This is a genomic window from Chryseobacterium sp. (genome assembly GCF_022712095.1).
Lineage (GTDB): Bacteria > Bacteroidota > Bacteroidia > Flavobacteriales > Weeksellaceae > Chryseobacterium.
Genome location: NZ_JALAHD010000242.1, coordinates 1 through 10,712 on the forward strand (window position 1 = coordinate 1; position 10,712 = coordinate 10,712).

Annotated in this window: 11 protein-coding genes; 8 read left to right on the plus strand and 3 right to left on the minus strand. The window is 34.9% G+C overall.

All coding sequences use genetic code 11. The annotated features are described in order from the left end of the window. Positions 1 to 274: 274 nt before the first annotated feature. From Q0A18_RS12695 to Q0A18_RS12730, 8 genes are all read left to right on the plus strand, one after another. Entirely contained in the window at positions 275 to 1,489 is a 1,215-nt protein-coding gene (locus Q0A18_RS12695; protein ID WP_292010522.1) for an HD domain-containing protein, read from the plus strand. Between the two features lie 85 nt (positions 1,490 to 1,574). Then, positions 1,575 to 2,606: a UDP-3-O-(3-hydroxymyristoyl)glucosamine N-acyltransferase gene (gene lpxD, locus Q0A18_RS12700; protein ID WP_292010523.1), complete on the plus strand. Its 1,032-nt coding sequence runs from the start codon at positions 1,575 to 1,577 to the stop codon at positions 2,604 to 2,606. Next, positions 2,599 to 3,996, plus strand: a complete 1,398-nt coding sequence (locus tag Q0A18_RS12705) for a bifunctional UDP-3-O-[3-hydroxymyristoyl] N-acetylglucosamine deacetylase/3-hydroxyacyl-ACP dehydratase (protein WP_292010524.1) — start codon at positions 2,599 to 2,601, stop codon at positions 3,994 to 3,996. The genes lpxD and Q0A18_RS12705 overlap by 8 nt, the downstream gene beginning before the upstream one ends. After that, a complete protein-coding gene (lpxA, locus tag Q0A18_RS12710) occupies positions 3,996 to 4,790 on the plus strand; it encodes an acyl-ACP--UDP-N-acetylglucosamine O-acyltransferase (RefSeq protein ID WP_292010525.1) in 795 nt (264 codons plus the stop codon). Before Q0A18_RS12705 ends, lpxA begins: the two co-directional genes overlap by 1 nt. Before the next feature lie 25 nt (positions 4,791 to 4,815). Continuing rightward, complete coding sequence (gene efp / locus Q0A18_RS12715; RefSeq protein WP_292010526.1) at positions 4,816 to 5,379, plus strand: elongation factor P; 564 nt, start codon at positions 4,816 to 4,818, stop codon at positions 5,377 to 5,379. 65 nt (positions 5,380 to 5,444) lie between these two features. Next, complete coding sequence (locus Q0A18_RS12720; RefSeq protein ID WP_292010527.1) at positions 5,445 to 6,347, plus strand: LpxD N-terminal domain-containing protein; 903 nt, start codon at positions 5,445 to 5,447, stop codon at positions 6,345 to 6,347. 95 nt (positions 6,348 to 6,442) lie between these two features. Beyond that, positions 6,443 to 7,315 (plus strand): succinate--CoA ligase subunit alpha, encoded by an 873-nt coding sequence (sucD, locus tag Q0A18_RS12725; RefSeq protein ID WP_292010528.1) that lies wholly within the window; start codon positions 6,443 to 6,445, stop codon positions 7,313 to 7,315. Positions 7,316 to 7,331: 16 nt separating this feature from the next. After that, on the plus strand, positions 7,332 to 8,000 hold the full coding sequence (locus Q0A18_RS12730) for a porin family protein (RefSeq protein ID WP_292010529.1): 669 nt from the start codon (positions 7,332 to 7,334) through the stop codon (positions 7,998 to 8,000). Between the two features lie 72 nt (positions 8,001 to 8,072). On the opposite strand, the gene Q0A18_RS12735 is transcribed toward Q0A18_RS12730, so the two are convergent. The 3 genes from Q0A18_RS12735 to Q0A18_RS12745 form a co-directional block, all read right to left on the minus strand. Further along, on the minus strand, positions 8,073 to 9,383 hold the full coding sequence (locus Q0A18_RS12735; protein WP_292010530.1) for an ABC transporter permease: 1,311 nt from the start codon (positions 9,381 to 9,383) through the stop codon (positions 8,073 to 8,075). 3 nt (positions 9,384 to 9,386) lie between these two features. Next, a complete protein-coding gene (locus tag Q0A18_RS12740) occupies positions 9,387 to 10,298 on the minus strand; it encodes an ATP-binding cassette domain-containing protein (RefSeq protein WP_292010531.1) in 912 nt (303 codons plus the stop codon). A gap of 113 nt (positions 10,299 to 10,411) precedes the next feature. Beyond that, positions 10,412 to 10,712, minus strand: a 301-nt coding sequence (locus Q0A18_RS12745) for a T9SS type A sorting domain-containing protein (protein WP_292010532.1), incomplete at its 5' end; no start/stop codon positions are given.

A 10,712-nucleotide genomic window follows, 5' to 3' on the forward strand; every position in this document is an offset into this window, starting at 1 on the left:
TAGTTAAATGGATAATCCTTACAAATAAAAGCTATGGCAGGGGTAATCATGAGACTTATTAAAATTTATTTTGCAGTGGAGATAATTATTTGATTTTCTTTGAGATATTGATTTCTATTTTATTTATTTAAAAATAAAGTATTATAAATTTTATTTATTTTAAAAATGTAGAAATTTTCTTTATTAGGTGGATAGTTTGTTATAGAGGAGAAGAAAGTAAAATATTGGGTTGCTATTTAATTTTCCTAAATTTGTTATTATATTCAATGTTTCCATGCAAAATAAGCTCAAAATTATTAACGATCCTGTTCATGGATTTATCAAAATCCCTTATGAAATTTTATTCGATATTATAGAACATCCTTATTTTCAAAGATTAAGGAGGATTTCTCAGACAGGATTATTGAATCTGATTTTTCCAGGTGCTACCCATACCAGATTTCATCATGCCATAGGAGCCATGCATCTAATGTTTACAGCTCTGGAAACACTTAAGCTTAAGGGAGTTCAGATTTCCAAAGAAGAAGAAAAAGGAGCACTGCTAGCTATATTAATGCATGACATCGGGCATGGACCATTCTCTCATGCTTTGGAAAGTATGTTGATGGATGACTGGCATCATGAGAATTTGTCTTTATTATTAATGAAAAGATTGAATGGAGAATTTGATGGTCAGTTGGGAATTGCTATAGAAATGTTTCAGGGGAAATACCATAGAAAGTTTTTTAATCAGCTTATTTCCTCTCAGCTGGATGTGGATCGTTTGGATTATTTAAAAAGAGACAGCTTCTTTACGGGGGTTTCAGAAGGAAATATCAATACTCAAAGGATAATTTCTATGATGAATGTATGTGAAGAAGGAGAGTTGGTGGTAGACGCAAAGGGTATCTATTCTATTGAAAATTTTTTAACCGCCAGAATGTTTATGTATTGGCAGGTGTATTATCATAAAACTTCCGCTTTAGCAGAATTTCTGTTAGTAAAGATTTTGGAACGTGCCAAGCTTTTGGTTTCGGAAGGTGTGAAACTGGAAGCGACTGAAAATCTTAATTATTTTTTATATCGTGGAAAGAATTCTGCGACCCAGGAAGATATACAGAGGTTTACACAGCTGGATGATAATGATGTAATTCAGGCCATGAAAATATGGCAAAATTCAGATGATGTGATACTGTCTTATTGGTGTAAATGTGTAATTCAAAGAAATATACCTAAAACAATCATTTCATCACATCCATTTGAAAAAGAGTTTATTGAAGAAAAGATAAAAAAGGCCGACGAATTTTTTGGAATTGATAATGGTAAGGAATTGGTGAATGAAATATCAAGAACATTACTGCCTTATAATACCCAAAAACAGCCTATCTATTTATTACAAAAAGACGGAAATAAATTAAGGCTGGAGGAATCTGAGGATCAGATTTTGTCAGGTTTGATCGTTAATAAAACAACCCGATATATCTTGACTTTCCCTCGTGAAATCGTCTAAAGGAAAATCTTAAAGAATCTTAAAATTGCTTATCTGAAAATTAAAAAATGTTTGCGAATTATAGAATTTCTTATCTTTGCAGGATATGGAATTTACAGCTTCGCAAATTGCAAGTTTTATTGACGGGAAAATAATAGGTGACGAAAACGCACTTATTACTGGAGTTTCACCTATTGAAAATGGGGACTTCGGGCATCTTTCTTTTATTGCCCAAGATAGATTTTCTCATTTCTTGGATACATCAAAATGCTCTGTTCTTATTGTTTCGGAAGAACTTCTCACTAAAGATAATTATGTACCCACTATTATTGCTGTAAAAGACGCTTATCTGTCTTTTCAGGTTCTGATGAATTTATATCAGGAGATGCAGGGCAGAAAAGACGGGGTAGAAGATGGCGCTTCTATTCATGATACTGCAACAGTAGGAGAAGGTGTATATATAGGTGCTTTTACCTATGTTTCTGAAAAAGTGAAAATTGGTGAGGGTACGCAAGTTTATCCTCATGTATACCTAGGAAAAGGAGTTAAAATTGGAAAAAACTGTAAAATAGACAGCGGAGCTCGTATATACGATTATTGCATTATAGGTGATAATTGTGTAATCCATTCCAATACGGTAATTGGGGGAGATGGTTTTGGCTTCCAGCCTACAGCCAACGGATTTAAAAAAATTCCTCAATTAGGAAATGTAGTCATTGAAGATGATGTTGAAATAGGCTCTAACTGTAGTATAGATAGGGCTACTATTGGTTCCACAATCATTGGAAAAGGAACTAAAATTGATAACCTTATTCAGATTGCCCATAATGTAAAAATCGGACAGAATAATGTAATTGCAGCTCAGGCGGGAATTGCGGGTTCTACTACTATTGGAGATTGGAACCAGATCGGAGGTCAGGTAGGAATCGTTGGGCATATTAATATTGGAAATCAGGTTAAAGTTCAGGCGCAAAGCGGTGTTAACAATAATATCGAAGATGGTGAAGTTTTATATGGCTCACCGGCTATTTCAGCGTCGGATTTCCGCAGAAATTATGTTCATTTCAGAAACTTTACAAATATTGTAAGTAGAATAAATAATCTTGAGAATAACTCAAAAGATAAAACTAATGGGTGATATGCAAAAAACACTCCGGGAAGAAGTAACTCTTTCTGGAATTGGGCTTCATACAGGTAAAGAAGTAAAACTTACCATAAAACCTGCTAAAGAAAATACAGGTTTTGTTTTTGTAAGAACGGATTTGGAGGGACATCCTCAGGTAGAAGCAGATGTTAATTATGTAGTAGCAACAGAGAGAGGAACTACACTGGAAAAATTAGGAGTGAAAATCACTACATGTGAGCATCTTTTAGCTGCATTAGTTGGTTGTGATATAGATAATGCCTTCTTGGAAATGGATGCTTCAGAACCTCCTATTTTAGATGGATCTTCTAAATATTTTGTTGAAGCCATTGAAAATGTGGGAGTAGTGGAGCAGAACATGGCCAGAGAATATTTGGTTATTAAAGAAGTTCTTAACTATACAGATCCGACTACAGGTTCGGAAATCACTATTATTCCTTCAGACAATTATGAAGTAACTACTATGGTGGATTTTGGGACTAAAGTATTAGGAACTCAAAATGCCACTCTTAAAAATATTTCAGAATTTAAAGATGAAATTTCATCTGCCAGAACATTCAGTTTTTTACATGAACTGGAAATGCTTCTGGATCATGGCTTGATAAGAGGTGGAGATATTTCCAATGCAATTGTGTATGTAGATAAGGATTTAACTCCGGAAACAACAGAGAAATTGAAGAAAGCCTTTGGTAAAGATAATGTTTCTATCAGACCGAATGGAATTCTGGATAACCTTAATCTTAACTATCCGAATGAAGCGGCCAGACATAAATTACTTGATGTAATCGGTGATTTGGCATTAGCAGGGGTAAAGATTAAGGGAAAAGTTATTGCCAATAAGCCAGGACACTATGTAAACACTCAGTTTGCAAAAAAATTAAATCGTCAGTGGAAACTTCAAAAGAAAAAGAATGTTCCCGATTTTGATTTAACTAAAGAGCCTGTTTTTGATATTAACGGGATTATGAGGCTGATGCCTCACAGACCACCGTTTTTATTGATCGATAAAGTGTTGGAACTTTCCGATTCTCATGTTGTAGGATTAAAGAATGTGACGATGAATGAGCCTTTCTTTGTAGGTCACTTTCCGAAAGAACCAGTCATGCCTGGGGTTTTACAGGTGGAAGCATTAGCACAGACAGGAGGAATTCTTGTGCTGGCAAGCGTACCGGATCCGGAAAACTATTCCACTTATTTCATTAAAATGGATAAAGTGAAGTTTAAAAGAAAAGTAGTTCCAGGGGATACTATGATTTTTAAAATTGAACTGATAGAGCCGATAAGAAGAGGTATTGTACATATGCAGGGATATGGATATGTAGGAGATACCGTAGCGGTAGAAGCAGAATTAATGGCCCAAGTTGCAAAAAATAAAGTTGAATAATGATTCATCAATTAGCAGCCGTAGATAAGCGTGCAAAAATCAGCAAAAACGTTATTGTAGAACCATTTACTACAATTGCAGGAGATGTTGAAATAGGAGAAGGAACCTGGATTGGTCCAAATGTGACGATCATGGATGGTGCAAGAATAGGTAAGAATTGCAGAATTTTTCCCGGAACAGTAATTTCTGCCATTCCTCAGGATTTAAAATTCGATGGGGAAGATACACAGGTAATTATTGGAGATGAAACTACAATAAGAGAATGTGTAACAGTCAATCGGGGAACTAAAGCATTGGGATATACTAAAATTGGTAAAAACTGTTTAATAATGGCCACTTCTCATATTGCGCACGATTGTGTGATCGGAGATCATGTGATTATTGTCAATGGCTGTGGTATTGCAGGTCATGTAGAAATTGGAGATCATACGGTAATGGGCGGTCTTAGTGCTGTTCATCAATTTGGAAAAATCGGGAAACACGTGATGATTTCCGGGGGTACATTAGTAAGAAAAGATATCCCTCCCTATGTAAAAGTAGCAAGAGAGCCAATGTCCTATGCCGGGATAAATTCGGTGGGTTTAAGAAGAAGAGGTTTTACCAATGAGAAAATTTTTGAAATTCAGAAAATTTATAGATCTATCTTCCAGATGAAAATGAATGTTTCTCAGGCGGTAACTTATATAGAGAAAGAAATGCTTCCTACAGCAGAAAGAGATGAGATTCTCCAATTTATTCAGAATTCACCGAGAGGTATCGTAAAAGGTTATGGTACTGGTAAAGAAAATAATTAAGAAATTAAAAGACAAACTATAATTAATGGCAACAAGTAACGATATCAAAAAGGGACTTTGTATCGAATTTAATAATGATATTTACAAAGTAATTGAATTCCTTCACGTTAAACCTGGGAAAGGACCCGCTTTTGTGAGAACAAAACTTAAATCTGTAACCAACGGAAAAGTTTTAGATAATACATTCTCAGCAGGGCATAAAATCGACGAAGTAAAAGTAATTACACGTAAGTTTCAATATCTTTATGACGATGAAAATGGTTTCCACTTTATGAATAATGAAGACTTCTCTCAATTATATATCAATAAGGATATGATTGAAAATTCTCAGTTTATGAAAGCGGGAGAAGAAGTGACAATCATTCTAAAAGAAGCAGATGAAACACCTCTTTCTGCCGAAATTCCTCCGACGGTATATCTGGATGTAATTGAAGCTGATCCTGGAGTAAAAGGTAATACCGCTACTAATGCATTGAAAAATGCTATCGTGGAAACCGGAGCACGTGTTATGGTGCCTCTGTTTATCGAACCGGGTGACAAGATAAAAGTAAATACCGAAGATGGTAGTTATTTAGAAAGAGTAAAATAATAAAAAATACTAAATTCGGGGATGCTTACGCTCTCCGAATTTTGTTTTATACGAAAATAAACTTTATGAAATTTTATTCACCTCAGAAACTCAAAACAATTGCAGAACTGATTGGAGCTCAATTTATTGGTCCTGAAGACTTTCCGGTATTGGGAGCCAATGAAATTCATATGGTGAAACCGGGTGATATTGTATTCGTTAACCATCCGAAATATTACGATAAAGCACTTAATTCTGCGGCTACTATCATTTTAATCGATAAAGAAGTAGAATGTCCGGAAGGAAAAGCGCTTTTAATTTCTGATGATCCGTTTAGGGATTTCAATACAATCAATACTCATTTTACTAAAATATATAACTTTACAGAAGAGCTGCACGATATCGAAATTGGGGAAGGTACCAGTATACATTCATCCGCAGTAATTGGAAATAATGTGAAAATCGGAATGAATACCCATATTTTTCCGAATGTTGTCATCGGAGATAGAACGGTTATTGGAGATAATGTTATCATTCAGTCGGGAACCGTTTTAGGAGGCGATGCTTTTTATTACCGTAAGCTTAATGGCAACTTTGACAGAATGATTTCTGTTGGAAATGTTGTTGTGGAAAATAATGTGGAGATAGGAAATAATTGTACTATTGACAGAGGTGTTACAGATTCTACTGTGATTGGTGAAGGTTCTGTTTTAGATAACCAGATTCAGATAGGACATGATACTGTAATTGGTAAAAGATGCCTTATAGCTTCGCAGGTGGGTATTGCGGGATGTTGCATTATTGAAGATGAAGTTACAATGTGGGGACAGGTCGGAATTGCTTCAGGGCTTACCATTGAAAAAGGAACGGTTTTATTGGCTAAAGCAGGGGTAAACAGAGATCTGAAAAAAGGGACTTATATTGGATTGTTTGCTGAAGACTTCAGAACATATCTTAAAAAAGAAGTTAAAGTAAGAAATCTCAAATAAACAAATTGGCTGCTTTGTACAATAAAATCAAAGAAAAATAAGTAAATTTGTAAGAATTAAATAAATCTAAAAATAAATTAAAAAACAACAATAAAATGTCAATTTTAGTAAACAAAGATTCTAAAGTAATCGTACAAGGATTTACAGGGAACGAAGGTACTTTCCATGCGGGTCAGATGATAGAATACGGAACGAATGTAGTAGGTGGAGTTACTCCAGGAAAAGGAGGAAGCGAGCACTTAGGAAAGCCGGTATTTAACACCGTAGCTGATGCTGTGGAAAAAGCGGGAGCTAATGTGAGTATTATTTTCGTACCACCTGCATTTGCAGCAGATGCTATTATGGAAGCTGCTGAAGCAGGAATCAAAGTAATCGTATGTATTACAGAAGGTATTCCTGTAGAAGATATGGTGAAAGTAAAATCTTATATCGCTGACAGAGATTGTAGGTTAATAGGACCTAACTGCCCAGGAATTATTACTTCTGATGAAGCTAAAATTGGTATTATGCCTGGATTTGTTTTCAAAAAAGGTAAAGTAGGTATCGTTTCCAAATCAGGAACTTTAACTTATGAAGCAGCAGATCAGGTAGTAAGAGCCGGTTACGGTATTTCTACTGCTATCGGTATCGGTGGTGACCCAATTATCGGAACTACTACAAGAGAAGCATTAGAATTATTCATCAATGATCCTGAAACAGAAGCAGTAGTAATGATCGGTGAAATTGGTGGCGGTTTAGAAGCTGAAGCTGCAAGATGGTACAAAGCCAGTGGTTCTAAAAAACCTGTTGTTGGATTTATTGCAGGGCAAACAGCTCCTAAAGGTAGAACGATGGGACATGCCGGAGCAATCGTAGGTGGTGCAGAAGATACCGCTCAGGCAAAAATGGAGATCATGAGAGAAAATGGTATTAATGTTGTAGATTCTCCTGCTGATATCGGTGTTACCGTTGCAAAAGTTTTAGGATAATTATAAACAAGACAATATGAAAAAATTTTTATTGGCCTCGGCTATGGCCTTCTCTACTTTATCATTTGCACAAATTGATTTTAGTAGTACAAGATTTGGGGTTACAGCCGGAGGTAACTACTCCAGAGTAAGAAATGCTCACAATCCTTCCGGACCGAGATATACTTTCCAGGCAGGTGGTTTAGCTCTAATTCCTGTAGGAAAAGCTAACCAGTTCTTTTTACAGCCTGAAGTTTTATATTACGGTGCTGGAGAAACAGGAAAAGATAAGGATGCTAAAGGAAAAGATGGATATAATGCTGTTTATGGAAATAACTACTTAAGTGTTCCTATTTATTTTAAAGGGTATTTTTCTGAAGCAGAATCAGAATTCTTCGGAATGGCAGGTCCAAGATTTAACTTTTTACTAAGTCAAAATGTTAAAAATGCACCAGTAGGAAGACCTTATTATGATCCTGATGTAACAGATCCTACCAATCCGAAAGCAAGCGGAAAAGCCAATGGTTTTAACTTTGGTATAGGACTGGGAGTGGGATATAGCTACAAAAGACAACTTGAACTGGCATTGAAATATGATTTCGGTCTTTCTAATACTTATCCAGATCTTAAATATGATAAAGGAGGTACAGATAAAAGTAAATCAGAACAAGTTATCAGTATAGGACTTAGTTATATTTTTCAATAAGAATTTTATATAAACATAAAAAATCCCGGAGAATTATTTTCCGGGATTTTTATTTTATAGGGTTTAAATATATTAACCTTTAACCCATTTCCATAACTCTTTTAATGTAGCCTTATTTCCATACATCAGAATTCCTACCCTATAAATTTTTCCAGCCAGAAATATCATAAAAATAGTAGTTCCCAAAAGTAATACTATTGATAAAACAAGCTGCCATACAGGGACGCCAAAAGGAATACGTGCAATCATAGCAACAGGAGATGTGAAAGGAATTATAGATAACCAGAAACCTAATGGACCATCCGGATTATTCATTAAAGAAAAACTTCCATACATTCCCAACATAAGGGGCAGGATGGCAAATAATGTAAATTGTTGAGTCTCTGTTTCATTATCTACAGCAGAGCCGATTGCTGCATATATTGAGCTATAAAAGATATAACCCAGCAAAAAGAAAACAATGAAAACAAAAATAATCAATGGGAAATTAAGTTCCAGAAGGCTATGTGAAACCTGAGTGGCAACTTGAGTAACATCCAATTTATTTATCATCTCTTCATTTCCTCCCGGAATATTGCTTTGTAATGTGTTAAAACCTGTATTAAGAACAAGAGCTCCCACGACAGACATTGCAATCCAGATAATGAATTGGGTCAAAGCAACCATTGTTACTCCCAAAATTTTCCCCATCATTAAGTCAAAAGGTTTTACAGAAGAAATAATGATTTCTACCACACGGTTATTTTTCTCTTCCAGTACACTTCTCATCACCCGTACACCATAAATAATGATAAACATAAAAGTAACGTACATGAGAATCATGCTTAGTCCGGTTTTTACACCAAATGTAAGGTCATTATCTTCTTTATTGTTTTCAGAAACATTGATGGTTTTAAGCTCAAAACCTTTGTCAAGATTGTTAAGCTGGCTTTCTGCGATGCCCAACTCTTTCATCTTTTCTTTTTTGATGACATTGGCTATGTCCGAAATAATGCGCTGTTTGGTGTCAAACCCGATTTTAGTATTCACCACTAATCGCGATCCCTTTTCTAGGTGATCAAAGTTCTGATTACTTAGCTTTGGAAGAATAAGAATTCCATCTATGGTTTTATTTCTTTTTAAATTATCAACTTTCGACTTTTCAGTTACAGTAGGTACATAGATGTAAGTAAGTTTATCATTTGATTTTAATTGTCCCTGAAACAAGCCGCTGTGGTCAATAACTTCGATAGTATTATGAGATTCGTTAGCCTTAAACATAAGACCGACTAAAGCTCCGAAAGCGATGATTAAAATGGGGGCCAGCAGAGTTAATATGATAAAAGACTTTTTCTTTACCTGCGTAAGAAATTCCCTTTTCGTAATTAAAAAAATATTATTCATAGATTAAGAATGATTGCTTACTGCATTAATGAATACTTCGTTCATACTTGGGATTTTTTCATCAAAGGATCTTATTTTTCCCACATTAATAAGATCTGAAAGTATGCTGTTCTGGTCACTTTCATTTTTCAGCTCAAAAGAGGTGAGATTATTTTCCAAGGTGACATTGAAGATATTATACTTGTTTTTAAAATTTTCAAAATGTTCATCATTTATCTCAGAAACGGTTACCCCAAAAATATTTTTTTTGAATTTCTCTCTTACGTCAAAAACCCGCCCGTCAATAATTTTATTGGAATTATTGATTAAAGCTACATAATCACACATTTCTTCTACACTCTCCATTCTATGGGTGGAAAGAATAATAGTGGTTCCGTTATTTTTAAGATCGATGATCTGATCTTTAATAAGGTTGGCATTTACCGGATCAAATCCTGAAAAGGGCTCATCCAGAATCAAAAGATGGGGTCTGTGAAGGACGGTCACTACAAATTGTATTTTTTGGGCCATTCCTTTAGAGAGTTCAGAGAGTTTTTTCTTCCACCATTGATCAATATTGAGCTTTTCGAACCATTTTTTAGCTTCATTCAATGCATCATTTTTGCTCATTCCTTTTAATTCTCCGAAATAAAGAATTTGATCTCCCACGCTCATATTTTTATATAACCCTCTTTCTTCGGGCATATATCCGATATCTTTGATATGATGGATGTTCAATTTTTCCCCGTTGATTAATACACTTCCGGAATCTGCCTGAGTAATCTGGTTGATGATACGTATAAAAGAAGTTTTTCCGGCCCCATTAGGACCTAAAAGACCATAAATACTTCCTTTTGGAACGTGTATACTGAAATCATTCAATGCTACCTTTTTTCCTGAATTATAGGTCTTGGTAATATGTTCTGCTTTAAGCATTCAAACTGTTTTTACAATTAGTATAAAAATGTTCCGAAAGTTACGGAATAATTAAAACAGAATCAGAATTAATCTATAAGAAAAAACTCCTGACATCAACAGGAGTTTATAATTTATTGTTTTACAATCTGTGTAACTTTTTGTGTATTGTTACTTAGTGTATAGCGTATCAGATATTTGCCGGGTTTTAATTTTTCAAGATTGATTTCTCCTGAGTTCATATTAACGGAGTAACTAGCAACCTGAGTTCCCAAAATAGAATAGAAAGTAACATTTTTTATTTTAAGGAAAGGGTCTTTTGCCTTTACTATAAGGAAATCTTTGGCAGGATTCGGATAAGCTATAAGGACACCGTCATCAGATTTCTGAGCGATAGCATTAGGCTCCCTTAGTTGAGCTTTAAAATTATTGGAA